This window comes from Polaribacter butkevichii, assembly GCF_038024105.1.
GTDB lineage: Bacteria > Bacteroidota > Bacteroidia > Flavobacteriales > Flavobacteriaceae > Polaribacter > Polaribacter butkevichii.
In genome coordinates, this window is sequence record NZ_CP150661.1 from 3,281,390 (window position 1) to 3,306,191 (window position 24,802).

Consider the following 24,802-nt stretch of genomic DNA (forward strand, 5'->3'; position numbering starts at 1 on the left):
TTTTTAGAAATAGTATGATTTGTATAGTGATAGATGATGATTCCACAGCGAGGTTAATTATTAAGCAATTATGTAGTACATCTAAAGAAGTTTCTGTTATAGAAGAGTTTAGTTCTGCTATAGAAGCAATTAAATATCTTAACTCTAATGATGTAGATTTAATTTTTTTAGATATACATATGCCTACATTTTCTGGCTTTGATTTTATGGAAACCTTAAAATCTCCGCCAAAAATAATTTTAACTACTTCTGATAAAGACTTTGCTTTACAGGCATTTGAATATGAATGTGTTGTTGATTATCTTGTAAAGCCAATTGCAAAAGAAAGGTTTGATAAATCGTTACTTAAATTAGCTGGTTTAAAACAAGCTAAAAACGCTATTGAAATAGCAAATACATTAAATGATAATTCTGATTTTATTTACGTAAGTGTAGATAGAAGACTTGTTAAAATTAATATTACTGATATTTATTTTGTAGAAGCAAAAGGTGATTATATTAGTATAAAAACAGAAAATAAAAATTATCTAGTACACTCTACACTTAAGAAAATTGAAGATAAATTACCAACTTCTTTATTTCTTAGAATTCATAGGTCTTTTATAATAAATGTTTCTGAGATTGTAGATATCGAAGATAATAGCGTTCTTATTCAAAAAAGTGTTATACCTATTAGTAGGTCTAATAAAAGTGAATTAATGAGAAGGTTAAATTTACTTTAATAGTGTTTATTTTATCTTAATTGCTTTTTTATTAAGCGAATTTATATTTCTATTAACTTTTTAATTTAATTAAGTTGTTTGTATCAAAGAGATTGCAAACAATGTAATGGAATTTCAATTCCTTTTTTAAACATATTATTTTAAGTAGAGATTAAGCTGCTTATATTCTCTGCAATAACCTAATTGGCATTCGTCAACAAAAAAAGTTTTTCGTAATATTTTGTAGACAACCTATTTTTATTTTGTAAATAAATTTTATGTAAAAACAATAATTAATAAGAGGGAATACAAATTAAAAGCTATTCCTTTATAGATATAGTTTTATGTTAGTGGTTATATTTTTAAAGCTGTAATTAATTTTTAACTAGATATTTACAGATGGGCTTGAATAGTTTCATCATTTTATAGTTTAAAAAAAAATCTGAAGTATTGGCTACATAATCTCGGTTAACTAAAAAATATTGTTATTAAAACCCTAAAAAGAAAAAACCCTATAAACATTGGGTTTACAGGGTTTTTAAGTGGTACCTCCAGGAATCGAACCAGGGACACAAGGATTTTCAGTCCTTTGCTCTACCAACTGAGCTAAGGTACCGTGCCTTAGCGGCTGCAAATATAACACCTTTTTTGAGTTCTCCAAATAAAAAATAAAAAAAAATGCATTTTTTTTTAAAAAATATTTAAATTTGAATAATGAATATAGCTATTGATATAGGTAATACAAGAGTTAAGTCTGCTGTTTTTGAAGAAGATAAGCTCGTAGAATTGTATGTTTTTGATAAAGAAAATATAATTTCAGAAATTAAAAAAATTTTAGAAAAAAATATAATTTCTAAAGGAGTTATTTCAAATGTGGCATCTGTATCAGATAAAATGATGGAAGAGTTGAAAGCAATAGTAAATCTTCAAGTGGTTTCAGCTTCATCTAAAGTTCCTTTTATTAATTTATATAAAACTCCAAAAACCTTAGGGGTAGACAGAATTGCATTAGTTGCAGGTGCTGTATTTGAATACCCACAAAAAAACGTATTAATAATTGATGCTGGTACTTGTATTACTTTTGATTTTGTAAATAAAAAATCAGAGTATTTAGGAGGTGCCATATCTCCAGGAATAAAAATGAGATTTGCTGCCTTAAACCATTTTACTGCAAATTTACCTTTATTAGAAAAAGAAGAAGTTGTTAGTTTTATAGGAGGTAATACAAATGAGAGTATGAATTCTGGTGTTGTAAATGGTGTAATTCAAGAAATAGAAGGTGTAATTAATCAATATAAAAAGAAATATATAGATTTAACAGTGGTTTTAACAGGAGGAGACACAAATTTCTTGTCAAAGCAATTAAAAAGTAGCATATTTGCCAATCAAAATTTTGTCCTTCAAGGATTAAATAGAATATTGATATTTAATATAGACAAATGATTAGAAACATCTTATTAGTTTTTCTACTAATAGCTTCTTTAGCTACAACTGCTCAAAGAACAAATTCATCACCTTATTCTTTTTTTGGTATTGGAGATGAATTTAACCCGGTTACTGTAGAGCAAAGTGCAATGGGAGGTATTGGTGTTGCATATAGCCACTATAAATATTTAAACTTTACAAACCCTGCTGCTTATGCTAGCTTAAGGTATACAACGTATTCTTTTGGGCTGTTAAATAATAAGTTAACGATAGATAACGAAGGTGAGAAACAGATTTCTAACTCTACCAGTTTAAGTTATTTTACGTTAGCATTTCCTATAGGAACTAAAGCGGGTATGGGTTTTGGTATACAACCTGTATCGTCTGTTGGTTACTCGTTGTCTGATTTTGATGAGGATGCTTCAGAACTAACTCTTTTTTCTGGAGACGGAGGTGTTAGTAGAGTTTATGGTAGTTTTGGTATAAAAGTATATAAAGAACTATCTATAGGTATTGAAGCTGATTATAAATTTGGGACTATTGATAACAGTATTACTTCTCAGAGAGCAGATGTTTCTTTAGCAACAAAATATAAAGAGGCTACTATAGTTAGAGGAGGTTCTGTAACACTTGGAGCTCAGTATAAAAAAGCACTTAAAGACAACCTTATTTTAAGTGGTGGAGCCACTTTTAAAATGGGAAATGATTTAGATGTAACTGGAGATGATTATCTTTATTCTCTTAGTTTTACTGGTACAGGTGCAGAATTTGGAAGAGATACAATTTCTCAATCTTCAATTAATGGAAAATATAAATTGCCTTTAAAAACAATTTTAGGAGCAGGTTTAGGGAAAATAGATAAATGGTATGTAGGTTTAGAATATGCAAATCAGGATGCAATACAAACTTCTGGTTTTCTAAACAATTCATCTAATAACGCATATAAATACGGTAAATCAAATAGAATTTCTTTAGGTGGGTATTATTTGCCTAAAATTAATTCAATATCTAGTTATTGGCAAAGGGTTACTTATAGAGCCGGTGTTCGTTTAGAAAAGACGGGATTATTAGTAGATGGAGCTGCTCCATATAACAATTTTTCTTCTGTAGACGACTTTGGCATATCTTTTGGTTTAGGTTTACCAATGAAACAATTATCCTCAGTAAATATGGGGTTTGAATTTGGTAAAAGAGGTAAAACTTCTAATAATTTAATTAAAGAAAATTATTTTAATTTTAGATTAAGTTTATCTTTGACAGATACAAATTGGTTCCAAAAAAGAAAGATAGATTAATAAAAAAACTAACAAAATGAAGAAAATTACGTTTTTACTAGCTGCAATGTTATTATTAGCCTCAGCAAAAACAAATGCGCAAGATGATGCAAAAAGAGAATGTACCATTAAATATAATCTTTTTAAAGGAGATTATCAATCCAAAAAATATGAAGAAGCATATAAAAATTGGATTTTTTTAATGGACAATTGTAAAGATTTATCTGTAAATATTTATAAATTAGGTTCTACACTAGCAGAAGATGTTAGAAAAGACCCTGTTTTAGCAAAAAGAGTTTACGAACAAAGATTACAATACTTCCCAAAATCTAATCCTGCAAAATTACATAGTGATTATGCTACTTATTTGTTAGATAATAAATTAGCTTCTGATGATGAGGTGTTTTCAATTTTAGAAAAAGGATATAATATAGATCCAACTAAAATGGGTGTAAAAAACTTGTATATTTATTTTCAGGGAGTTACAGATAGAAATAAGGATACTAATCCTCAAAAAGTTTTTGATACTTATGATGATGTTTTAGAATCTGTAAGCTCTAAATTAGAAGGCTATGCAGCTAAACTTAAAGAACTTTCTAAAGATTCTGTAGCTAATAAAAAATTGATACATGCATATTCTACAAACTCTAGAGCTTTAGGTACTGTAGAAGGAGGTTTAGATAATATTATATCTGAAATAGCAACTTGTGAAAGATTAATACCAATTTACAAAAGAGATTTTGAAGAAAATAAAAACAATGCAATTTGGTTAAAAAGATCAGTTTCTAGAATGTTTAATAAAGACTGTCAAGAAGATCCTTTATACCAAAAATTAGTAAGAGCTTATGCAGAGGCTTCTCCTTCACCAGAAGCATATTCTTTCTTAGCTAGTGTTTTAGAAGATAATGGAGATACTGCAGGAGCAAATTCAATGAGACAAAAATCTTTTGATTTAGAAACAGACCCGTTAAAGAAAGCAAAATATAAATTAAAATTTGCTCACGCAGCTAAAGTTAGAGGCCAGTTTAGTAAGGCAAGAAGTTTAGCAAGAGAGGCATTAAGTTATAACCCTAACTTTGGTAAAGCTTATTTATTTATTGGAAGTTTATATGCATCTAGTGTAAATAATTGTGGAGAAAACGAGTTCGAAAAGAGAATGGTATATGTTGCAGCTTTAAGACAAGCACAAAGAGCAGCAGCTGTAGATCCAAGTATTTCTTCGGCAGCAGGAAAATATATTAGAAGTTATAGAGGAAATGTACCAAGTAAAAAAGTTGTTTTTACTGCAGGTGTAAATCCTGGTAGTAGTTATACTATAAAATGTTGGATAGGAGAAACAGTAAGTGTTCCTAATTAATATTTTGTGAATAACTATAAAAAAATATTACATAAAAGCATTGCTGTACTTTCTGTTACAGTAATGCTTTTTTCTTGCTCTAACAATACAAAAGAAGTTAGAGATTTTTTGGCTTCAAAAAATTTGCCAATAGCGGTTGCTAAAGATGCTTTTCATGTATACAAAGATTCAGGTAGAATAACATCAAAATTATTTGCACCTGTTATGTATGATTTTAGTAATAGAAAACAACAACCTTATAATGAGTTTCCTAAAGGAATTAAAATTATAAATTTTGATGGAAAAGATTCTGTCACCATTACAGGTAATTATGCATTGTCTTATTCTAATACGCTAATTTCTGAAATTAAAGGAAATGTAATTGTAGTTAATCCTAAAGAAAACTCTAAGTTAGAAACAGAACAATTATTTTGGGATCAAAATACCAAATATTTTTTCTCAGAAAAACCATTTACTTTAACAACTTTAAAGGATACTATTTATGGTATTGGTTTTGAGTGTAAAGAAGACTTAAGCAAGCATTTAGCAAAGAAAACAACAGGAAAGTTACTAACATCAGAAGAATAATAATATGAATACAGTTTGGAAATTTTTTCAGTATGGCTATTTGGTAGTCGCTTTAATCTGTTTAGTAGAAGGTATTGTTAGGTGGAGTGAAGAGAGAGAAAAGGCCTATATGTTTCTTGGAGCTTCTATTTTTATTACCTTAGTGTTTTTCTTTAAAAGACATTTTAGAAAAAAAGTTGAAAAACGTAACAATCAAAATCAATAGATTATAAATTTCTTAATGGAAATTGAAGTCATAATTATTCTAATCTCAATTATCCTTTCCGCATTTTTTTCGGGAATGGAAATTGCATTTGTTTCGGCAAATAAACTTCATATAGAATTAGAGAAGAAAAGAGAGGGTTTTATTCCTAATATTCTTAATAAAATCACCCAGAAATCATCAAAATTTATTACCACAATGTTAGTTGGTAACAACATAGCTTTGGTAATTTATAGTTATTATATGGGGCGTTTTTTACTTAGGTTGCTGCCAATAAATACGTTTAATGATTTTTCTATTCTTCTTTTACAAACCATTGTTTCTACCATAGTAATTTTAATTACTGCAGAATTTTTGCCAAAAGCTATTTTTAGAATTTATGCAAATGAGGTTTTAAAATTGTTTGCGGTACCCGCGTATGTTTTTTATGTTTTGTTTCATTTCTTTTCTGAATTTATCACGCATATCTCAGATTTTTTTCTGCGTGTTTTTTTTAAAACAAATGCAGAAGAACAGCAAACGGAGTTTAGTAAAGAAGAATTAGGTTATTATATTACAGAACAATTAGAAACAGGTAATATTGATGATGAAGTAGATTCTGAAATTCAAATATTTCAAAATGCACTAGATTTTCATAATGTAAAGGCTAGAGAAGTAATGGTGCCTAGAACCGAAATTGTAGCTGTAGAACTTCATGAAAAAGTAACCAACCTAAAAAATATATTTATAGACTCTGGTTTGTCTAAAATACTGGTTTATAAATCTTCTTTAGACGATGTAATTGGTTATATAAATGCATTCGAATTATTTAAGAAACCTAAAACTATAAAATCTATTTTATTACCAGTAGAGATTGTACCAGAATCTATGATGATAAATCATATTTTAAATAGTTTAATGAAAAAACGTAAAAGCGTTGCTGTTGTTGTTGATGAATATGGTGGTACTTCTGGGATGATTACTGTAGAAGATATTGTAGAAGAATTATTTGGAGAAATAGAAGATGAACACGATAATCAAGAGTTTTTAGAAAAGAAAATATCTGAAACAGAGTTTAATTTTTCTGCAAGATTAGAAGTAGATTATTTAAATGAAGAGTATAATTTAAACATACCAAAGGCAGAAGCATACGAAACTTTAGGAGGTTTTATTATAGAACATACAGAAAATATTCCGGAAGAAAATGAAGTGGTTGATATTGAGGATTTTGAAATTAAAATCTTAAAAATGAGTAGTGCAAAAATAGAAGAAGTCCGTCTAAAAATAGTGGATGAAGATGCTTAAAAACATCTAAATTATTTATAACTACCTAGCAGCCTATATACTTGCTACTAATAAGTATAAAATCGGTTGCAATATTAAAAGCCAAATCGTATATTCGCCAACTGAAATAAAATAAATTACTTATGGCAATTTTATCAAAAATTAGAGAACGTTCAATGTTCTTAATCATTATAATTGGTTTAGCACTTTTTGCTTTTGTATTAGATCCATCTACATTAGGTGATTTTTTCAATTCAAGTAAAGTAAATCAAGTAGGTGAAATAAATGGTGAGTCTATCTCAAGACAAGAATTTTCTGCAGAATTAGAAGCCTACAAACAACAAGCAGGAAACGGAGTTTCTGAAATGCAAGCATCTAAAAATGTATGGGATAATATTGTTAGAAAAAAAATCTACCAAAATCAATTATCAGAAGCAGGAATTACTGTGGGTGAAGCAGATGTTTGGAATGAAGTTATAAATGCTCCTTCAGTAAAAGATAATCCTCAGTTTCTAAACGAAGCTGGTTTATTTGATGAAGCAAAATTCAAGCAATTTTTAGCAGACACAAAAGAGAACAATCCAGATATGTGGAGAGCTTGGTCTAATTATATGACTCAAATTAGAGATAATGGTGAGAGAAATACATATAACAACCTTGTTACTGCTGGTCTTGGCGCTTCTTTAAAAGAAGGAGAGGCTCAATATTTTACAGATAATACAAAGTTAACCACTCAATTTGTTTTTGTACCTTATACTTCTATTTCAGATAGTTTAGTTAAGGTTTCTAAAGGAGAAATTGAATCTTATATTAAAGCTCATGAGAATGACTTTAAAGTAGAAGCGTCTAGAGATATTTCTTATGTAAAATTTGATATCAAAGCAACTCCTGAGGATGAAAATAATATTAAAGCTAGTGTTGCCGAATTAATTGAAGATTTTAAAACGAGCACAAATGAAAGAGAATTTTTAAGTGAAAATGATTCTGATACAAGTATCGATGATAGCTTTAAATTTGAAAGAGAAGTAAATGTTAGTGTAGCTTCAGAAATTTTTAAAGGAGCTAAAGGAGATGTTTTTGGACCATATAAAGACCAAGGATATTTTAAAATATCAAAAATTACTGACGTAACTCAAATGCCAGATTCAGCTAGAGCTAGTCATATTTTAATTCCTTTTCTTGGTGCTCAAAGAGTATCTCCAGAAGTTACAAGAACAGAAGAGGAAGCAAAGGTTTTAGCCGATAGTATTTTAACAGTAGTAAAAAGAAATAAAAATAAATTTGCAGACTTAGCAAAAGAACTTTCTTCTGATAAAGGTTCTGGAGCAAAAGGAGGAGATTTAGATTGGTTTACTTATAATAGAATGACACCTGCTTTTAGAGATTTTGTTTTTGATGGAAGTATTGGTGATATTGGTGTTGTAGAAACGCCATTTGGTTACCATGTTATTAAAATTGATGGACAAAAGAACAAGCAAACAGCTTTAAAATTAGCTACATTTGGTAGACAAATAATAGCTTCTGAAGCAACAGAAAATGCTGTTTTTCAAAAGTCAGAACAATTTGCTTTGGCAACATCAAAAGATAAAAAGTTTTTTGAAATTGCTAAAGAAAATAAATATACAACTAGACCTGCTATTGGTTTAAAAGTTTTAGATGAAAATGTACCTGGTTTAGGAAATCAAAGACAAATTATTACTTGGGCTTTTGGTAAAGAAACAAAACCTGGAGATTTTAAACGTTTTGATTTAGAAGGAAGCCATGTAGTTGCTTTTGTAACGGCTAAAACTAAAAAAGGATTAATGTCTGCTGCTAAAGCTACAAATAGAGTAAAACCTATTTTAGTAAATCAAAAGAAAGCAAAATTAATTGCAGAAAAGTTTAACGGAAGCACTTTAGCTGATATTGCAAAAGATAATAGTACTAATGTTAGAAATGCAAGTGGTGTTAACTTAAAAAGTCCAACATTATCTGGTGCAGGTTCTGAGCCTAAAGTAGTAGGTGCAATGTTTAATGCAGAATTAAATAAAGTATATAAAAATATAGAAGGTAATAGAGGTGTGTATGCTTTTGCTGTAACTAATAAAGAGTTACCAACTGCGTTACCTAATTACGAAACTACAAGAAAAAGTATTGCAGAAGCAAGAAAAAGAAAAACTTTTGCAATTTACGAAGCTATTAAAAAAGCTTCTGACGTAGAAGATAATAGATCTAATTTATACGTAGGAAACTAGGTTAAGTTTTACTAAAATATTTAAACCGTTCAATTTTTTTGAACGGTTTTTTTATGCATTAGATTTAGTATCTGGTACTTATTTATTAAGATTGTAATGCTTGCTATTTAATATTAACTAAAAATGGCAAGTGTGTAGCCCTGATTGAAACGGCATCCTTTTTATAGCGTTTATAAATAAGTGTTATTGCGAGGCACGAAGCAATCTGTTTCTAATTATGAGATTACCTTAATTTACAATAAGTGAACTTTGCAATAATAATATAAAAAGATATAGTGGAAAGCAGGAAATAGCTTCTAATAAAAAAAACCTTCTTGATTGCTCAAAAAGGTTTTTATATATTAAATAAAAAGGTTACATCTAACCATTCATTGAGATTAAAAATTCGTCATTATTTTTAGAAAACTTAATTTTATCATTGATGAATTCCATAGCCTCTATAGGGTTCATATCTGCAAGATACTTACGTAAAACCCACATTCTTTGTACTGTTTTGGCATCTAATAATAAATCATCTCGTCTTGTAGAAGATTTAATTAAATCGATAGCTGGGTAAATTCTTCTGTTAGAAATATTTCTATCTAACTGAAGTTCCATATTACCTGTTCCTTTAAATTCTTCGAAGATTACTTCGTCCATTTTAGAACCTGTTTCTGTAAGTGCTGTAGCAATAATGGTTAAAGAACCACCGTTTTCTATGTTTCTAGCGGCACCAAAGAAACGTTTTGGTTTGTGCAATGCGTTAGCATCGATACCTCCAGAAAGTATTTTACCAGACGCCGGTGCTACGGTATTGTATGCTCTTGCCAAACGTGTAATTGAATCTAAAAGGATAACAACATCGTGTCCGCATTCTACCAAACGTTTTGCTTTTTCTAAAACAATGTTTGCTACTTTTACGTGTTTGTCTGCAGGTTCATCAAAAGTAGAAGCAACAACTTCTCCTCTAACATTACGTTTCATGTCTGTAACTTCTTCCGGACGCTCATCAATTAATAATACAATTTGATAAACTTCTGGGTGATTGGCTGCAATTGCATTGGCTACATCCTTTAATAACATGGTTTTACCAGTTTTAGGTTGCGCTACAATCATACCACGTTGTCCTTTTCCTAAAGGAGAAAATAAATCGATAATTCTAGTTGATAAAGAGCTACCTCTTTCTGCTAAATTAAATTTTTCTTGAGGGAATAAAGGGGTTAAGTGCTCAAAAGAAACACGATCTCTAACTAAGTTAGGGTTTAATCCGTTTATTTTAGAGACTCTAATTAATGGAAAATATTTTTCACCTTCTTTTGGTGGGCGAACATTTCCTCTAACGGTATCACCTGTTTTTAAGCCAAATAATTTAATTTGAGATTGAGAAACATAAATATCATCTGGTGATGATAAATAATTATAATCAGAAGAACGTAAAAAACCATATCCGTCTGGCATCATTTCTAAAACACCTTCGCTTTCTATAATTCCATCAAATTCAAAATCAGGATCTTTATAACGATTTCCAGATTTGTTTCCATTACTTCTATTAGAGTTATTTTTATCTCTATTTTGGTTTGGATTTTTCTTAGGAAGTGGTTTGTTTGCTTGTGGTTTATTCTGATTGTTAGCAGGTTTTTGTTCCTGTTTTTCTACCTTCTTAACAACTCTTTCTTTAGGTGCTTCCGTTTTAGTCTCTGTTTTTTCAAGAACTTTTTTGGGTGCAGCTTTTCTAAGAGTTGGTTTGCGTAAAGGTAGTTTTTCTTGTTTTGGTTTTTCTACTATTTTTTCAGTAGTAGTTTCTGTAGTTATTTTTGAATCTTTTTCTGTAGTTTCGTCTACGTTAGTAGCTTTAGCAGGGGTAGTTACTTTAGAAACTCGTTTTCTTTTAGGTTTTTCAGTCTTTTGCTTTACTTCAGTTTTTGTAGAAGTTGAAATTGAAGTTTCTACAGGGTTTGCAGCTTGTGTGTCTAAAATTTGATATACTAAATCTAATTTTTTAAGTTGACTCGTCTTTGATAGACCAATAGATTTTGCAATTACCTGTAAATCAGCAAGCGTTTTTGCTTTTAGTTCTGAGATTTCGAACATTCGTTATGTGTTAAGTTAAAATGTAAATCTTATGTATGTAAGATTGATTATAATATTTTTTTTGAGTTTATGTATTGTATATAGTACTATACAATATTCAATGAGTAGTTATTATATTACAAATATATACTTTTTTTTTAAGATTTAGGTTTTCTTTTTAAAAAAGAAAGTCTTACTTTTGTATTGTTAGTTTTTAAGATGATTCAAAGAATACAAAGTATATATTTATTAATAGCAACTGCCGTTTCTGGTGGTTTAATTTTTGTATTTGATCTTTGGAATAATCTTAAAGAAGAAGTTTATGCATTGGATTTGTTTTCTAAAGACACTGTTCTTTTAAAAATTATCCCTTTGTTGTTTTTGCTTTCTGCTGTTGTTTCTTTTTTAGATATCTTTTTATTTAAAAATAGAAAATTACAATTTGTAGTTGGGCGTTTAGTTATTTTGATCAATCTCTTTTTACTAGGATTATTGATTTATGTATCTCTAACTTTACCTGGAGAAATTTCGATTTCGGAGAATGGTATTGGGATGTTCTTACCAATTTTGGTTGTTTTGCTTATTGTTTTGGCAAATAGAGCTATTAAAAAGGATGAAGATCTTGTAAAATCTGTAGATAGATTGCGATAAACCTAACATATTAGTATATTTAGTGCGAAAAAAAAACCGAGAATTTATTTCTCGGTTTTTTGTTTTTATATCTTTCGACGTTTAAATGTTATTTAAATATTTAAATTGTATTTTTAAGCAATAAAAATAATAGAACAATGCTTTTATGTAAATTACTGCAAATGAGTTTGTTGTGTGTTTTATCTCACTGTTTTCAGTGAGGCTTCTCACTGTTTTCAGTGAGGTAAATATTTCACTGAAAATGGGTATTGTGCAGTTCTATTTTGTGTCCTAAATTTGTAATATAATAATGAAAGAAAAGATATACGTTCACGTAGCAGATGATCATAAAATATTAATAGAAGGTATCATCGCTGTTATAAATACTGATAAAGATATTGAAATTAAAGGTTATTCTTTAAGCGGTCAAGAAGTTATTGATTGGTTTCATCAAAAAGAAAATTCTGCAGATGTTTTAATACTAGACATTACCATGCCTGTTTTAGATGGTTTTCAAGTTTTAAAGTATTTTAGAAAAAAAAAGATAGACCAAAAAGTAATAATATTGTCTAGTTATGATGATCTTAAAATAGTACAAGAAGTTTTATCACTTGGTTGTAAAGGTTACATTTCTAAAAACAATGCAGGTGAGCATATTATAGATGCTATAAAAGCAGTTGCTAGAGGAGAACAATATTTTAGTAATGATATTCAAAAGATTTTATTACAATCTTTATCAGGTCAAATAGTACCAAAAGGAGAATTGCCAGATAAGTACTTGTTAGAGAGTTTAACAGAAAGAGAATTAGATGTTTTAAAACTAATAACAAAAGAATATAGTACCATAGAAATGGCAGATTTAATGAACCTAAGTACTAATACAGTAGAAACGTATAGAAAAAGTTTATTAAAAAAATTAAAAGTAAAAAATGCAGTAGGTTTAGCAATGTATGCGGTAAAAAACAATATAGTATAATTCTTATTCCCCCTAAAATAACTATCTATAAACTTTGTTTTATAAAGTAAAACGTCCCCTAAAAGGTTTTATAGTTATCTAAGAAATATTATTTGGCGCATACATTCTAGCCCACTATTTAAATATTAAAATAGCCCTTATTTCTAATTAAATTAATTTATTACTCAATTACCTATGAAAAATTTTAACTTATTTGCAGTATTAGCGTCAGTAGCACTAATTTTTTCTTCTTGTTCAAATAATGAAACACAGTTGCCAGAAGAACAATCTTTAGATTTATTAAAAACATACACCATAAAAAGAGATGCCAGTGGAGCATATTCTGTTGATTTCGATTTAAATGATAACGCCAATACAGAAATGGTAGTTGAAAAAAGTATTAATAATATTTTTTTATATTCGTCGGATAGTGAAACAAGTAGAAAAACTACGCAAAATTTAGTTATTGATAATTCGGAATTAATTGTAGGCTTTGTAGATACAAGTTCAGACAAGTCTCCTAAAATTACCATTAAAGATACTAACATAAGATTGGCAAAAAGTTCTAATGATAAATTAAAAGAATATAGTATTAAGAGTAACGAAGATGGTACTTACAGTTTAGATTTTTCTGTATTTGAAAATGTAAGTGTAGATTTTGTGTTTAATGAGGATATTGAAACATATGAAATTCATTTGGAAGACGGGAAGGAAGGTAAGACCAATTTTTCTAGAGTTTTAGAAAAAGAAGAAGGAAAACCTTTAAAGTTTGATTTTGTGAATCATATTATTACAAATTCTACAGCAAAAAGTAAAGCTCAAGGATATTTAATAGAAAGAAAACCTGAGGTAATTATTGATTAAATCAAAATAGTATTGAAGACATTACGTAAAATAATTTTATTATTATTTTTGGCTATTTTTTTTGAAGCACTATCTAATAAGGAAGAAGTTGTATCTGATACAACTTCTTTTAGCATAAAATTAAATGATAGTATTTTATTTAAAAGGTTTGAAAGTATTAATCAAATTTATAAAGAAAAAAAATTTGATTTAGCTCTTAAAAGTGCTTTTATTTTATTGGATAGTTCTAAAAACTCTAGTAGTGAAATTTTTTTTAGAACTAATTACTTGATAGGTAATATTTTCTATGAAACTTCTAGTTTTAAGGATGGTATAAAATATTTTAGGAGTAATATTAATAATGTTTTAAATGATTCCATTTTTTTGGATGTTAATGTAAAATATTTGAAGAATAAAATATTATTACAAAATTATCTTAGACTAGGGAGTTCTTATCACAAGTTAAATGAAAGAGATAGTTTAAAAATCTATAAGGACAGTACTTTATATTATTATAAAAAAATTATTGATTTTAATGATTTAGATGATAGTTTTGTAAATACTAAGGCAAAAACATATAGTAATTTATCTGCATTGTATATAAATGACAAAGCATATGACCTAGCTAAAGAATTTGCAAAAAAAGCTATTGAGATTAATAAATTAAATAATAATAAAGTAAATGAAGCTGGCGCTTTAGGGAATCTTGCAAGTATCTATTCAATTGAAGAAGATTATCATTTAGCAAAAAAACTTTATTTAGAAGGATTAGAATTAATAGACAATGATAAAAGCCCTAAAGCTATAAGGTTCAAGGCTAGTTTATATGCTAATCTTGCTTGGGTAATGTATAATTTAAAAGATTATAAAGCTTATGAATATCAAGAGTTTTCTTATGATATTAAAGATGAATTAAGGAATAATGAGTTTAAAGGGATTGTTAGAAGAATTAATGCTGAATATGATGTTAATACAGCTAAAAAATTAGTTTTAAAAGAAGCTGAAAATAAACAGCTTAAAAATCAACGGACTTTTTGGTTATTTGGTATTGGTAGTTTTATTGTAATTGTTACTTTATTATATGGTTTGAATTATTATAAACTTCGTCAAAAAAACTTACGCTTACAATTAACACAAACCCAATTAGTACAAAATCAGAATTTAGAGAAAATTAAATCTGAGTCTCAGGTTAGAATTTTAAATGCAACTATAGATGGCAAAGAATCAGAGCGGAAACAAATAGCAGAAACTTTACACGATAGCGTAAGTGCACTGTTGTCTTCAGCAAACCTTCATTTACAGGCTTCTAGAGGTTTATTTAAAGGAGAGACTCCAGTAGAGATTAATAAAACGCAAAAAATTATAATGGAAGCTTCTCAAACTATTAGAGATTTATCTCATACATTAGTTTCTTCGGTGTTGTTAAAGTTTGGGTTAAAATACGCCATAAAAGATATGGCAGATAAATATTCTAATTCTCAAATTAAGATCGATACAAGAATAGGTGAAGTTGTTAGATATGAACAAAACTTTGAAATAAAAGTATATAACATCATTCAAGAATTTATTAATAATATTTTAAAGCATAGTAAAGCAGAAAAAGCTATGATTAAATTAGATGAATCTGGTGGTCTCTTGTATCTAAGAATTTCAGATGATGGAATTGGTTTTGATAAAAATAAGATTATAAATAAAGATGGTCTTGGTTTAAATCAAATTGATGCAAGAATACAAATGATGGAAGGAGAGTTTCATATAGATTCTAGTAAAAAAAATGGAACTGTTATTAAAGTTGTTTTACCTATTTTAGAAAAAGAACCAATTAACCTCGTTTAGCAAGTTCTATAATTTCCATATTTTTTATCTCACCATTTTCTAACTCAAAACGCAACATGGTTCTTACTTTATGAAAACCATGATTTCCTGCAGCTCCTGGGTTTAAGTGTAGTAAGTTTAGTTTTTTATCAAACTGTACTTTTAAAATATGAGAATGCCCCGAAATAAATATTTTAGGCGGATTTTCTTTTATTGCTTCACGAATTCTTAAGTCGTATCTATTTGGGTAACCACCAATATGTGTCATCCAAACAGCTACTTTCTCAACCTCAAATTTAGCGTCTAAAGGAAATTCAGATCTTGCATCTGCACCATCAATATTACCAAAAACAGCACGTAAAGGTTTTATTTTTTTAATAGTATCTGTAACCTCCAAATTACCAATATCTCCTGCATGCCAAACTTCATCTGCCTGTTTTACAAACTTTAAAATTTGAGCATCCATAAAACTATGAGTATCGGATAATAATAATATTTTTTTCATGGAAACAAATAGTAAGAAAAGTTTAACGTCTCTATTTGTTTCAAATGTAATCATAACAAAATAAATTCCGTAATTTTGATGACTACAAAAAGCATATTTTTTTGAGGTATTTTATAGAACTTTCTTATAACGGAAAAAATTATCATGGTTGGCAAATTCAACCAGATGTTATTTCTGTACAAGAAAAATTAAACAAGGCAGTGAGTACTATTTTTCAAGAAAAAATAGAAGTTGTTGGAGCAGGAAGAACAGATACAGGAGTACATGCATCGCAAATGTTTGCGCATTTTGATATAGAAAAATCATTAAAAGGAGACATTCCGCATAAATTAAATTCGCTTTTGCCTTTAGATATCGTCGTGTACAATGTATTTGAGGTTGATGATGAAAAACACGCCCGTTTTGGAGCACTTAGCAGAAGTTACGAATATAAAATATGGTTGGGTAGAAATCCTTTTTTGTTAGATTTTTCTTGGCAAATTCATTCTCAAGATTTAAATGTAGATTTAATGAATGAAGCCGCAAAATTATTATTAGAATATACAGATTTTCAAACGTTTTCTAAGGTAAAGACAGATGTATATACTTACAATTGTAATGTTACAGAAGCTTTGTGGAAACAAGACGGAAAAGAATTGGTTTTTTATATTACTGCAAACCGTTTTTTAAGAAATATGGTCAGAGCCATTGTAGGTACTTTGGTTGATGTTGGTTTGGGCAAAATAACAAAAGACGATTTCAGAAAAATTATAGAGAGTAAAAATAGAGGTAATGCAGGCTTATCAGTTCCTGCAAAAGGATTATTTTTAACACAAATAAAATATTAAATTTTGGCAAATAAAACAGGTAAAGCTTTTGATTTACAAATCTTTTTAAGATTAATGTCTTATGCAAAACGCTATAAATTAAATTTTTTTATAGCAGTTTCTTCTACTATTTTATTAGCCTTTGTAGCTCTGCTTAACCCTTTTTTAATAAAAGAAACTGTAGATAAATATATTACAGAAAAAGACACGCAAGGTCTTATTAATAATATTTTATTAATGTTTGCAGTAATACTTGTAGAGGTGTTATTGCGTTTTACATTTATTTATTTTGCAAATTGGGTTGGTCAGCATATTATTAGAGATATTAGAGCAAAAACGTTTAGACATATTTTACAATTTAAAATGTCTTATTTTGATACCAATTCGGTAGGTAAATTGGTAACAAGAGTAGTTTCTGATATAGAAACCATTGCCGCTTTTTTTGCTACAGGAGTCTTTACTATTGTTAGTGATATTTTACAAATGTTTGCGGTGGCTGCTTTAATGTTTTTCTTAAATTGGAAGTTGGCTTTAATTGCATTAGCCGTTTTACCTATTTTAATTTATGCCACAAGAGTCTTTCAACAAGCTATAAAAGCTACGTTTCAAGAAGTTAGAAACCAAGTAGCAAACCTAAATGGTTTTGTACAAGAAAGAGTTACCGGAATGAAAATTGTACAGCTCTTTAATAGAGAGAAGATTGAGTATAAGAATTTTATGAACATTAATAATAAGCATAAAGAAGCTTATGTAAAAACCATTTGGTATTTTTCAATTTTCTTTCCTATTGCAGAAATATTATCATCAATTGGTATTGGTTTAATCGTTTGGTTTGGTAGCAAACAAATTATTGGAGGTGCAGTTGCTGGTCCTGGAACCGTAATGGCTTTTGTACAAATGGCACAAATGTTATTTAGACCTTTAAGACAAATTGCAGATAAATTTAACCAATTGCAAATGGGTATTGTATCTGGAGAACGTGTTTTTAAAGTATTAGATACCCAAAGTAGTATTGTTAAAAACGGAACAATTAAAGCCGCAAAATTAAAAGGGAATATTAATTTAAAGGATGTTCGGTTTAGTTATGTTAAGGGAGAAGAGGTTTTAAAAGGAATTTCTTTAGATGTAAAAAGCGGACAAACAGTTGCCATTGTTGGGGCAACAGGAGCAGGGAAATCTACAATTATCAACTTAATAAATCGTTTTTACGAAATTGATAGTGGTACTATTTGTGTTGATGATATTTCTATTGATGAATATAATTTAGAAAGTTTAAGAAATCAAGTTGCGGTGGTTTTACAGGATGTTTTCTTGTTTTCTGATTCAATTTTAAATAACATTACGTTAAAGAATAGTAATATTTCTTTTGATGAAGTAGAAAAAGCTGCAAAACAAATAGGTATTCATGATTTTATAATGACACTTCCAGGAGGATATCAATACAATGTAAAAGAACGTGGTGCTATGTTGTCTTCTGGCCAACGACAATTAATTGCTTTTTTAAGAGCTTATGTAAGTAAACCAAGTATTTTAATTTTAGATGAAGCTACTTCTTCTGTAGATTCTCATGCAGAGCAAATGATTCAGTTTGCAACAGAAACCATCACAAAAGGAAGAACTTCTATTGTAATTGCACATCGTTTAGCAACTATAAAACAAGCAGATAAAATTATTGTAATGGATAAAGGCCTTATTGTAGAAGAGGGAACTCATAATGAGTTGTTAGACAGGGAGGAAGGATACTATAAAAATTTGTACGATAAACAATTTAGTTTAGAAAAAGCTTCTTAAAATCATTTTTTTTGATATACATTTGTAGTTCAAACAAACAAATCAAAAAAAATGAAAAAAATCGTATTATCATTATTAGTTGTTGGTTCTTTATTAGCAACGTCTTGTAAAGAAGCAAAAAAAGGAGCAACTGACTTAAAAGATGCAACAGTAGAAACAGCAGGTAAAGCTGCAGACGCAACAACGGAAGCTGCTGGTGCAGTTGCTGAAGGAGCAAAAGAAGCGGCAGGTACTGTTGCTGAAGGAGCAACTGATGCTGCAAATGCAGTTGTAGAAGGTGCTGAAAACGCTGTTGAAGGAGTAAAAGATGCTGTTTCTGACGCAAAAGATTCTGCTTTAGCAGGAATTACAATTCCAAGTTTCTCTAACGAGGCTGTAACAAAAAACTTAACTGAATATGCTGCTTATGCAAAAGATTACATCGCTGCAAATGGTAATTTAGCTAAGATTTCTGCATTAGCGCCTAAAGGTGCTGCTTTATTAGCAAAAGGTAAAGAATTAGCTTCTAAGTTAGATGCTAAAGAAATGGCTAAATACAAAAGTGTATTATCTGCTATTCAATCTAAAATGGCTCCTTCTAAATAAGGAAAGTTGTTTTTAAAAATTAAAAAGGTTCTCTATTTAGAGAACCTTTTTTTGTGTGTTATTTAAAAAAATGTAGTACTACATTAAATCTTTTTTAAGTTTTTCATTAAGATCATTATAATCTACATAGAGTACAAAACCTCCGTCTTTTATATAGGATATTTCTCCTGTTTCCTCAGAAACTAACAAACAAACAGCGTCCGTTTTTTCAGAAACACCTATAGCTGCTCTATGTCTTAAACCAAATCTCGAAGGAATTTTAGTACTGTCTGAAACAGGTAAAATAACTCTGGTTGCCACAATATAATTATCTCTAATAATTAAGGCTCCATCGTGTAGTGGACTATTCTTGTAAAAAATACTTTGTAAAATAGCATCATTTACAACAGCATTCATTCTGTCTCCGGTGTTTATTAAAAAATCTAAACTATTGGTGCGTTCTATAACAATTAAAACACCTGTTTTTGTTTTAGATAAATTTTTACAAGATTCTAATATAATTTCGGTATCCACATCAGAACTAATTTCTGTTTGTAAAAATTTTAGTTGTTTTAAAAAACTACGTTTGTTAGTGAAATTTGTGGTACCAATCATTAATAAAAATTTACGTATTTCTTGTTGAAATACAATAATTAAGGCAATAACTCCTCCAGAAAGTAAATAGCCTAAAATACCACTTAACATTTCCATTTTTAAGGCTTGCGTAATTTTCCAGATTAAGAAAATAAACGCAATACCAATAACAATGTTAATGGCAACGGTACCTTTTAATAATTTATATATGTAATAGAGTAGTGTTGCAACTAATAAAATGTCTAACACATCTAATAAAGAAAATTCAATAAAATCGAACATGAATATTGACTGATTTTAGGCTAAAGTACTAATAAATTAGCAGAATTCAATATCAGATATTAATTTCTGCGTCCGATAATAATAGTGGGTATTTCTCTCGAATCAATTTTATTTTTTCTAGAATATTTTTATCGTTGTTGTTAGATTTGCTTAAGTGGTTTAATAAGCTTTCATAATTTCTGTTGTATAATTTAACAGCCAATTTATTTCTTAAATGTGTGTATGCAGAATTTAAAATATCTAGGGTAGAAATATAAGTTTCGTAATTTGTTAACCGATCTGTTTTTATTGATATAATTGCCTTTGATGGATGGTCTGATGATGATTTATCTCTCTTGCCGTTACACCAATCACAGTTGTTTTTGTTGATGTCTAGTCCGCCGCCATTATCTATAAAGTTGATGGCAATTTGTTTTAGTTCTTTTAATTGAATTATTTTTCCGTCTACAAATAACTGGTTGTTTTTGTTGATGTTTACTTCTAAGATATTCCTTTCATTAATGTCTAAATCTGTGGGGTTTTCTTGTTTCTGCGGAATTTTTCTTGATATACCAGCATCAACACTCATTGTGGTGGTTACTAAAAAAAAGATTAATAATAAAAATGCGATGTCTGCCATAGAGCCAGCGTTAATTTCTGGCGATTCTTTTCTGCTCATAATTTCTAGTTTTTAAAAGTTAATAAATGGGTTTCAGTCCGAATTATTTCGAATTGATTTATTAAAGTTTGACTAGTTGAGTTTTGGCGTTAACATTTCTTTAACAAAAAGAATGCCATAAAAAAGTAAGAGTTGTCATTGCGAAGGAAGAATGAGGAAGAATCTGAGATTTCTCAATCGCTAAAAAGCGCTCATTTAGAAATGACAGCATTAAAGTTAATTGACAAGTTTTAGCCCTGATTGAAATGGCATCCTTTTTTTTAAAACTGCGTCATTGCGAGGAACGAAGCAATCTGTTAATTAATAATGAGATTGCCACAGTTTACAAAAAAGTAAACTTCGCAATGACACGCTACTTTTAGTTTTGGGAGCTTGTTTGCAAACAAGTATAGCCCAGATTGAACGGTTTGTTTGAGCTCTTTTTTACTGTCAGTTCGAGTGAATTTTGAAGAATGAAAAATTTGTATCGAGAACTAGCAGTAAAAAAAGCGAGTAGTGAAAGCTGGAAATAGCTTCTAAAAATTATTAATTGTTAGTTTGATGAAATATTTCTTGGTTCCTCGCAATTACGATTAACGGATCTGATTTACAATTTTTACAGCTTCTACAGCTTCTTTTACATCGTGAACACGTAAAATATTTGCGCCATTTAACAACGCAATGGTGTTTGCAGAAGTAGTAGCATTTAGGGCTTCTTGGGCAGAAATATCTAAGGTTTTGTACAACATAGATTTACGAGAAATTCCTGCTAAAATGGGTGCATCTAAACTTTTAAAAAGTTCTAAATTCTTTAAGATTTCAAAATTATGAGCGTTGGTTTTTCCAAATCCGAAACCAATATCTATAATAATGTCATTTAATTTAAGTTGATGTAATTTGTGTATTTGTTCGGCAAAAAAGGAGATAATTTCTTTGGTTACGTCTGTGTAAACAGGGTTTTTCTGCATGTTTTGTGGAGTACCTAACATGTGCATTAAAATATAAGGAACTTGCAAGTTGGCAACGGTTGCAAACATATTTTCATCCATTTTTCCGCCAGAAATATCATTTACAATTGCTGCACCTGCATTTATGGTTTCTTGTGCTATTTTGCTTCTAAAAGTATCTACAGAAATAATAATTTCAGGGAAATTTTGTACCAATAAATTGATAACAGGCACAATTCTTTGCAGTTCTTCTGCTTCGGAAATATGTTTTGCGCCAGGTCTAGAAGAATACGCGCCAACATCTATAAAAGTGGCGCCATCTAAAAGCATTTTTTCTACTTGAGAAAGAATGTCTGCTTCGTTTTTATATTTACCACCGTCAAAGAAAGAATCTGGTGTTACATTTAAAATTCCCATTACTTTTGGAGATGCTAAATCTACTAAAGTACCTTTGCAATTTATAGTCATGTTAACTTACTACTTTATTAATTACGTGGCTAATTTTTGGCGCTTGGTAAGCGTTCATTTTTTGCATTAAATCTTCTACAGAAGTACCAACAATTAACATATCTCTATTGGTTTGTTTTAAGAAACCTTCTGCAACCATTTTATCTAATTGCAGTAAAACAGCATCAAAAAATCCATTTATATTTAAAATACCTACTGGTTTTTGTTCTATGTGTAATTGCCCTAAAGTAAGAGCTTCAAAAAGTTCATCTAGGGTTCCAAAACCACCAGGAAGCGTAATATAACCATCTACTAATTTGCTGATGATTACTTTGCGTTCGCTCATTTTTTTACAAACAATCATTTCTTCTACTTCAGAATGAACAACTTCTTCTTTTTCTAATAATTGAGGAATTACACCAATAACTTCGCCATTATGAGCTAAAATGGCATCGGCAAGCGCGCCCATCATTCCTATTTTTCCGCCACCATAAACCAAGCCAATATTATGCGCTGCAAAATGATTTCCTAATGTAACGGCAAGTTCTTTATAAATAGGGTTAAAGCCTAAGCTTGATCCGCAAAAAACAGCAATTTTTTTCAAAGTATGGGGTTTTAAAATTCTTTTGTAAAAATAAATGAAAAGCATCTAGTATTTAGTATTTTTGAACAAATACTTTTTAACAAGAGAAAATGCAAGATACCTCGAAACAATACGATGCTGTAATAGAAGAATGCAGAAGTTTATTTATAAAAAAAATGAGTGATTACGGTTCTGCGTGGCGTATTTTACGTTTACCATCATTAACAGATCAGATTTTTATTAAAGCACAAAGAATTCGTCAGTTGCAAGAAAATGAAGTTAGAAAGGTTGATGAAGGTGAAAAATCTGAGTTTATTGGAATCATCAATTATTCTATAATGGCGTTAATTCAGTTAGAGAATGGTGTTGTAGCAAACCCCGATTTAAACACAGAAGAAGCAACTATTTTATACGATAAACATGCTAAAATTACTAAAGAATTAATGATGAATAAAAATCATGATTATGGTGAGGCGTGGAGAGATATGCGTGTTTCTAGTTTAACCGATTTAATTTTGCAGAAATTATTACGTGTTAAACAAATAGAAGATAATAAAGGAAAAACGTTGGTGTCTGAAGGCATTGATGCCAATTACCAAGACATGATTAATTATGCCGTTTTTGCAATGATTCATTTGGCGGAGTAAGTTGCAAAGTAAAATAATTTAGTCATTGCGAGGAACGAAGCAATCTATTTAATTGTATCGAAAGGTTTTTATAATAAATTTATGAAAAAACTAGTTTATTTAATAGCTGTTTTGCTTTTTGTGGGTTGTGCTAAGGAAGAAGCTACAACTTATAAAGAAATGAAGTCTGATGAATCTTTGTCAGAATTTTTTACTGATTCTGAATTACAAGATTTAGCTAAAATTGTCGATTTTTTTGAAAGTGAAATTCGTTTAGATAAAAGTAAGCCTAAAGATGAAGCTTATTTTGAATTCAATAAAAATATCATTGAAGAATACCATAAAGAAATAAAAGGGTTTAAAATACCTTTAAATTACAAACTTCAAGAGGAAGTGTATTCGAAAATTGACACTGCTTTTTTTAAAGAAATTTGGGTGCATAAAACTTTTTATGAGGGATTAGATAGTAAAACAGCAATTGTTGATAAAGCTTATGATTTAAATTTATTTGGAAAATATATTTTGTTTCTGAAGAGTTTAAATAATGAAGATGTTTTATTTAGAGACTTTTATAAGATGTTTAGTCTGACTAATGAGATTTCTTTTGGAGTGCAAGCATCTGCATTTTATCAATTTAAAATGAAAGAATTTAAAGGAATAAAAAGAAGAATGTTTTTTGCCGTTTATTATTTAACAGTAAATGATAAAATGCATAATTATATAAATAGAAAATCATGATATTAAAACTGATTACACAAATTTCAAGAATATTAGTCGGAGCCTTATTTATTTTTTCTGGCTTTGTAAAATTAGTAGATCCTATTGGGTCTCAATATAAGTTTCAAGAATATTTCTCTGCCGACGTTTTAAATATGGAGTTTTTAATTCCGTATGCATTGCCTTTTGCAATTTTATTAATTATTGCAGAAATCTTATTAGGTGTAATGATTTTAATTGGCTACAAACCAAAGTTTACTGTTTTTAGTTTGTTAGCTTTAATGCTTGTTTTTCTATTTTTAACATGGTATTCTGCGTATTATAATAAGGTAACCGACTGTGGTTGTTTTGGTGATGCAGTAAAATTATCTACTTGGGGAACTTTTTACAAGAATGTAGTTTTAATTGCATTAGTTCTTATTTTAGTAGTAGGATTAAAACATATAAAACCCATTTTTACAGGTAAAATTCCAAAAGTGATTACTTTTTTATCTTTAGCAGCTTTCTTATTTATTGTACAGCATGTTTTAACACATTTGCCAATTATAGATTTTAGAGCCTATGCGGTTGGTAAAAGTATTCCGGAAGGAATGCAATATAAAGAAGATGGTGAAATACCGCCTGTACATGATTTTATGCTAGAAGATGAACAAGCAGATTTAGCTCCAGAATTATTAAAGAAAGAAAAAGTAATGTTGGTTATCGTCTATAATTTAGATAAAGTTGATAAAAACGGATTTCCAGCAATTAAAGGAGTTGCTGCTAAAGCGAAAGAAAAAGGGTATACAGTTTACGGAGTTTCAGCGTCTTTTACAGACGATTTAATTCTTACAAAAGAAAAGTATGATTTACCGTTCGATTTTTTATTCTGTGATGAAACAACTTTAAAAACAATGATTAGAGCAAATCCTGGAGTTATCATCTTAGATAAAGGAACAGTGATGCAAAAGAAAAATTGGATTGATGTAGACGAGTTAGAATTGTAACT

At 29.2% G+C, this 24,802-nt stretch carries 24 protein-coding genes and 1 tRNA gene; 18 read left to right on the forward strand and 7 right to left on the reverse strand.

Annotated elements, in window-relative coordinates:
* The first annotated feature begins 14 nt into the window (after positions 1 to 14).
* Positions 15 to 722 carry a LytR/AlgR family response regulator transcription factor gene (locus WG951_RS13735; RefSeq protein WP_105047524.1) on the forward strand — a complete coding sequence of 236 codons (708 nt, stop codon included), beginning with the start codon at positions 15 to 17 and terminating at the stop codon, positions 720 to 722.
* Positions 723 to 1,244: 522 nt separating this feature from the next.
* Here the strand turns inward: WG951_RS13735 and WG951_RS13740 are convergent.
* A tRNA-Phe gene (locus WG951_RS13740) sits at positions 1,245 to 1,317 on the reverse strand.
* Between the two features lie 98 nt (positions 1,318 to 1,415).
* Between WG951_RS13740 and WG951_RS13745 the strand changes: the two genes are divergently transcribed.
* From WG951_RS13745 to WG951_RS13775, 7 genes are all read left to right on the forward strand, one after another.
* Positions 1,416 to 2,144, forward strand: a complete 729-nt coding sequence (locus tag WG951_RS13745) for a type III pantothenate kinase (protein WP_105047525.1) — start codon at positions 1,416 to 1,418, stop codon at positions 2,142 to 2,144.
* Positions 2,141 to 3,421 carry a hypothetical protein gene (locus WG951_RS13750; protein WP_105047526.1) on the forward strand — a complete coding sequence of 427 codons (1,281 nt, stop codon included), beginning with the start codon at positions 2,141 to 2,143 and terminating at the stop codon, positions 3,419 to 3,421. Before WG951_RS13745 ends, WG951_RS13750 begins: the two co-directional genes overlap by 4 nt.
* 16 nt (positions 3,422 to 3,437) lie before the next feature.
* Positions 3,438 to 4,757, forward strand: a complete 1,320-nt coding sequence (locus tag WG951_RS13755; protein ID WP_105047527.1) for a tetratricopeptide repeat protein — start codon at positions 3,438 to 3,440, stop codon at positions 4,755 to 4,757.
* Between the two features lie 6 nt (positions 4,758 to 4,763).
* Positions 4,764 to 5,324 carry an LPS export ABC transporter periplasmic protein LptC gene (gene lptC / locus WG951_RS13760; RefSeq protein WP_105047528.1) on the forward strand — a complete coding sequence of 187 codons (561 nt, stop codon included), beginning with the start codon at positions 4,764 to 4,766 and terminating at the stop codon, positions 5,322 to 5,324.
* Between the two features lie 4 nt (positions 5,325 to 5,328).
* A complete protein-coding gene (locus WG951_RS13765; RefSeq protein ID WP_105047529.1) occupies positions 5,329 to 5,529 on the forward strand; it encodes a hypothetical protein in 201 nt (66 codons plus the stop codon).
* Between the two features lie 15 nt (positions 5,530 to 5,544).
* Entirely contained in the window at positions 5,545 to 6,810 is a 1,266-nt protein-coding gene (locus tag WG951_RS13770; RefSeq protein ID WP_105047530.1) for a hemolysin family protein, read from the forward strand.
* A 122-nt stretch (positions 6,811 to 6,932) separates the two neighbouring features.
* Positions 6,933 to 9,023 carry a peptidylprolyl isomerase gene (locus WG951_RS13775; RefSeq protein ID WP_105047531.1) on the forward strand — a complete coding sequence of 697 codons (2,091 nt, stop codon included), beginning with the start codon at positions 6,933 to 6,935 and terminating at the stop codon, positions 9,021 to 9,023.
* A gap of 360 nt (positions 9,024 to 9,383) precedes the next feature.
* Here the strand turns inward: WG951_RS13775 and rho are convergent, their stop codons facing one another.
* Positions 9,384 to 11,093 (reverse strand): transcription termination factor Rho, encoded by a 1,710-nt coding sequence (gene rho / locus WG951_RS13780; RefSeq protein WP_105047532.1) that lies wholly within the window; start codon positions 11,091 to 11,093, stop codon positions 9,384 to 9,386.
* A 198-nt stretch (positions 11,094 to 11,291) separates the two neighbouring features.
* Here rho and WG951_RS13785 point away from each other — a divergent pair, with 198 nt between their 5' ends.
* The 4 genes from WG951_RS13785 (at position 11,292) to WG951_RS13800 (ending at position 15,336) form a co-directional block, all read left to right on the forward strand.
* Positions 11,292 to 11,723, forward strand: a complete 432-nt coding sequence (locus WG951_RS13785) for a DUF4293 domain-containing protein (RefSeq protein WP_105047533.1) — start codon at positions 11,292 to 11,294, stop codon at positions 11,721 to 11,723.
* A gap of 289 nt (positions 11,724 to 12,012) precedes the next feature.
* A complete protein-coding gene (locus WG951_RS13790; RefSeq protein ID WP_105047534.1) occupies positions 12,013 to 12,678 on the forward strand; it encodes a response regulator transcription factor in 666 nt (221 codons plus the stop codon).
* Between the two features lie 174 nt (positions 12,679 to 12,852).
* A complete protein-coding gene (locus WG951_RS13795) occupies positions 12,853 to 13,521 on the forward strand; it encodes a hypothetical protein (RefSeq protein ID WP_105047535.1) in 669 nt (222 codons plus the stop codon).
* A gap of 12 nt (positions 13,522 to 13,533) precedes the next feature.
* On the forward strand, positions 13,534 to 15,336 hold the full coding sequence (locus WG951_RS13800) for a tetratricopeptide repeat-containing sensor histidine kinase (protein WP_245893452.1): 1,803 nt from the start codon (positions 13,534 to 13,536) through the stop codon (positions 15,334 to 15,336).
* Here WG951_RS13800 and WG951_RS13805 read toward each other — a convergent pair.
* Positions 15,323 to 15,820 carry a metallophosphoesterase family protein gene (locus WG951_RS13805; protein ID WP_105049314.1) on the reverse strand — a complete coding sequence of 166 codons (498 nt, stop codon included), beginning with the start codon at positions 15,818 to 15,820 and terminating at the stop codon, positions 15,323 to 15,325. The genes WG951_RS13800 and WG951_RS13805 overlap by 14 nt on opposite strands.
* A gap of 101 nt (positions 15,821 to 15,921) precedes the next feature.
* Between WG951_RS13805 and truA the strand changes: the two genes are divergently transcribed.
* The 3 genes from truA to WG951_RS13820 are packed head-to-tail and all read left to right on the forward strand — an operon-like array spanning position 15,922 to position 19,002.
* Positions 15,922 to 16,647 carry a tRNA pseudouridine(38-40) synthase TruA gene (truA, locus tag WG951_RS13810; protein WP_105047537.1) on the forward strand — a complete coding sequence of 242 codons (726 nt, stop codon included), beginning with the start codon at positions 15,922 to 15,924 and terminating at the stop codon, positions 16,645 to 16,647.
* A 3-nt stretch (positions 16,648 to 16,650) separates the two neighbouring features.
* A complete protein-coding gene (locus tag WG951_RS13815; protein ID WP_105047538.1) occupies positions 16,651 to 18,417 on the forward strand; it encodes an ABC transporter ATP-binding protein in 1,767 nt (588 codons plus the stop codon).
* A 51-nt stretch (positions 18,418 to 18,468) separates the two neighbouring features.
* A complete protein-coding gene (locus tag WG951_RS13820) occupies positions 18,469 to 19,002 on the forward strand; it encodes a hypothetical protein (protein WP_211296684.1) in 534 nt (177 codons plus the stop codon).
* A 78-nt stretch (positions 19,003 to 19,080) separates the two neighbouring features.
* On the opposite strand, the gene cdaA is transcribed toward WG951_RS13820, so the two are convergent.
* The 4 genes from cdaA to WG951_RS13840 form a co-directional block, all read right to left on the reverse strand.
* Entirely contained in the window at positions 19,081 to 19,857 is a 777-nt protein-coding gene (cdaA, locus tag WG951_RS13825) for a diadenylate cyclase CdaA (RefSeq protein WP_105047539.1), read from the reverse strand.
* Positions 19,858 to 19,909: 52 nt separating this feature from the next.
* Positions 19,910 to 20,515, reverse strand: coding sequence for an ExbD/TolR family protein (locus WG951_RS13830; protein WP_105047540.1), 606 nt, complete (start codon positions 20,513 to 20,515; stop codon positions 19,910 to 19,912).
* Between the two features lie 572 nt (positions 20,516 to 21,087).
* Positions 21,088 to 21,909: a dihydropteroate synthase gene (gene folP / locus WG951_RS13835; RefSeq protein WP_105047541.1), complete on the reverse strand. Its 822-nt coding sequence runs from the start codon at positions 21,907 to 21,909 to the stop codon at positions 21,088 to 21,090.
* A gap of 1 nt (position 21,910) precedes the next feature.
* Positions 21,911 to 22,492, reverse strand: a complete 582-nt coding sequence (locus tag WG951_RS13840; RefSeq protein WP_105049315.1) for a TIGR00730 family Rossman fold protein — start codon at positions 22,490 to 22,492, stop codon at positions 21,911 to 21,913.
* 89 nt (positions 22,493 to 22,581) lie between these two features.
* On the opposite strand from WG951_RS13840, the gene WG951_RS13845 reads away from it, so the two are divergent.
* The 3 genes from WG951_RS13845 to WG951_RS13855 all read left to right on the forward strand — a co-directional run bounded on the left by WG951_RS13845 (position 22,582) and on the right by WG951_RS13855 (position 24,800).
* On the forward strand, positions 22,582 to 23,118 hold the full coding sequence (locus WG951_RS13845) for a DUF1599 domain-containing protein (protein ID WP_105047542.1): 537 nt from the start codon (positions 22,582 to 22,584) through the stop codon (positions 23,116 to 23,118).
* Positions 23,119 to 23,199: 81 nt separating this feature from the next.
* Positions 23,200 to 23,835 carry a hypothetical protein gene (locus tag WG951_RS13850; RefSeq protein ID WP_105047543.1) on the forward strand — a complete coding sequence of 212 codons (636 nt, stop codon included), beginning with the start codon at positions 23,200 to 23,202 and terminating at the stop codon, positions 23,833 to 23,835.
* Positions 23,832 to 24,800 (forward strand): BT_3928 family protein, encoded by a 969-nt coding sequence (locus tag WG951_RS13855; RefSeq protein WP_105047544.1) that lies wholly within the window; start codon positions 23,832 to 23,834, stop codon positions 24,798 to 24,800. Before WG951_RS13850 ends, WG951_RS13855 begins: the two co-directional genes overlap by 4 nt.
* Positions 24,801 to 24,802: the final 2 nt, after the last annotated feature.

Bases quoted from the DNA above. Each gene is read 5' to 3' on its own strand.
- WG951_RS13850 (WP_105047543.1), top strand. From the start codon at position 23,200: ATGAAAAAACTAGTTTATTTAATAGCTGTTTTGCTTTTTGTGGGTTGT.
- WG951_RS13765 (WP_105047529.1), top strand. From the start codon at position 5,329: ATGAATACAGTTTGGAAATTTTTTCAGTATGGCTATTTGGTAGTCGCT.
- WG951_RS13845 (WP_105047542.1), top strand. From the start codon at position 22,582: ATGCAAGATACCTCGAAACAATACGATGCTGTAATAGAAGAATGCAGA.
- WG951_RS13805 (WP_105049314.1), bottom strand. From the start codon at position 15,820: ATGAAAAAAATATTATTATTATCCGATACTCATAGTTTTATGGATGCT.
- cdaA (WP_105047539.1), bottom strand. From the start codon at position 19,857: ATGTTCGATTTTATTGAATTTTCTTTATTAGATGTGTTAGACATTTTA.
- WG951_RS13790 (WP_105047534.1), top strand. From the start codon at position 12,013: ATGAAAGAAAAGATATACGTTCACGTAGCAGATGATCATAAAATATTA.
- WG951_RS13750 (WP_105047526.1), top strand. From the start codon at position 2,141: ATGATTAGAAACATCTTATTAGTTTTTCTACTAATAGCTTCTTTAGCT.
- WG951_RS13755 (WP_105047527.1), top strand. From the start codon at position 3,438: ATGAAGAAAATTACGTTTTTACTAGCTGCAATGTTATTATTAGCCTCA.
- rho (WP_105047532.1), bottom strand. From the start codon at position 11,093: ATGTTCGAAATCTCAGAACTAAAAGCAAAAACGCTTGCTGATTTACAG.
- WG951_RS13820 (WP_211296684.1), top strand. From the start codon at position 18,469: ATGAAAAAAATCGTATTATCATTATTAGTTGTTGGTTCTTTATTAGCA.
- WG951_RS13795 (WP_105047535.1), top strand. From the start codon at position 12,853: ATGAAAAATTTTAACTTATTTGCAGTATTAGCGTCAGTAGCACTAATT.
- WG951_RS13770 (WP_105047530.1), top strand. From the start codon at position 5,545: ATGGAAATTGAAGTCATAATTATTCTAATCTCAATTATCCTTTCCGCA.
- WG951_RS13855 (WP_105047544.1), top strand. From the start codon at position 23,832: ATGATATTAAAACTGATTACACAAATTTCAAGAATATTAGTCGGAGCC.
- folP (WP_105047541.1), bottom strand. From the start codon at position 21,909: ATGACTATAAATTGCAAAGGTACTTTAGTAGATTTAGCATCTCCAAAA.
- WG951_RS13830 (WP_105047540.1), bottom strand. From the start codon at position 20,515: ATGAGCAGAAAAGAATCGCCAGAAATTAACGCTGGCTCTATGGCAGAC.
- WG951_RS13775 (WP_105047531.1), top strand. From the start codon at position 6,933: ATGGCAATTTTATCAAAAATTAGAGAACGTTCAATGTTCTTAATCATT.
- WG951_RS13745 (WP_105047525.1), top strand. From the start codon at position 1,416: ATGAATATAGCTATTGATATAGGTAATACAAGAGTTAAGTCTGCTGTT.
- WG951_RS13735 (WP_105047524.1), top strand. From the start codon at position 15: ATGATTTGTATAGTGATAGATGATGATTCCACAGCGAGGTTAATTATT.
- WG951_RS13785 (WP_105047533.1), top strand. From the start codon at position 11,292: ATGATTCAAAGAATACAAAGTATATATTTATTAATAGCAACTGCCGTT.